This window comes from Candidatus Cardinium sp. cBcalN2 (genome assembly GCF_022810445.1).
Classification (GTDB): Bacteria; Bacteroidota; Bacteroidia; order Cytophagales; family Amoebophilaceae; genus Cardinium.
The window spans coordinates 1-568 of record NZ_JAACGD010000248.1; the positions used below are offsets into that span (position 1 = coordinate 1).

General features: G+C 38.9%; 1 protein-coding gene. It reads left to right on the forward strand.

Features of this window, described 5'->3' with window-relative positions; genetic code table 11:
• Positions 1–388: 388 nt before the first annotated feature.
• The gene (locus MUW74_RS04375; RefSeq protein ID WP_243519323.1) at positions 389–547 is read left to right on the forward strand and encodes a hypothetical protein; all 159 of its coding nucleotides are present in this window, start codon (positions 389–391) and stop codon (positions 545–547) included.
• Positions 548–568 lie beyond the last annotated feature (21 nt).

Consider the following 568-nt stretch of genomic DNA (forward strand, 5'->3'; position numbering starts at 1 on the left):
CATGTTTCTGATGTGATCGCATCAATCTCGGCCAAAACTATTACCACACTTTTTTGAATGGGTTAAGAGAGTCTTGCGATTATGTTCTCTTCTCCAGTCAACCCAAATACAACACTCGAATCACCCTTATTTGCAAGTCAATTATTTTGGCCCATCTTATATTTCGGATCCTTTATTAGCCACTCCTGGGGGATAGTTGCATGAAAATGATGCTACGAATGAAAGAAAAGATGTCTTGATTCCATCTTTTGATAATGTTGCCAAAAGTCTCCTCTTTTCCATCCACAGAACGAAATAACATGATGCAATGGAACAGCTTATATGACTCATCCTCCAATCGATTCACTGTCTCTCTCTCATTATATCGATCCAATGTTTGTCATCGGACATGGTAGAGAGTGAAAAAGTATTTCAACAACAATCTGTAATATCAATCATCGTTTCTCTCTCTCTCTCTCTCTCTCTCTTACACAGTTGCTTTTCTCTTTTTCTCTTATCCAGCCTTGATTATCTCAACATGATATCATCACCTCGCGCTACTCATTGAACTTCTTGATGCCGGATGTCG

Excerpts from the sequence above, each read along its gene's own strand:
- MUW74_RS04375 (WP_243519323.1), top strand. The coding sequence starts at position 389 with ATGGTAGAGAGTGAAAAAGTATTTCAACAACAATCTGTAATATCAATC.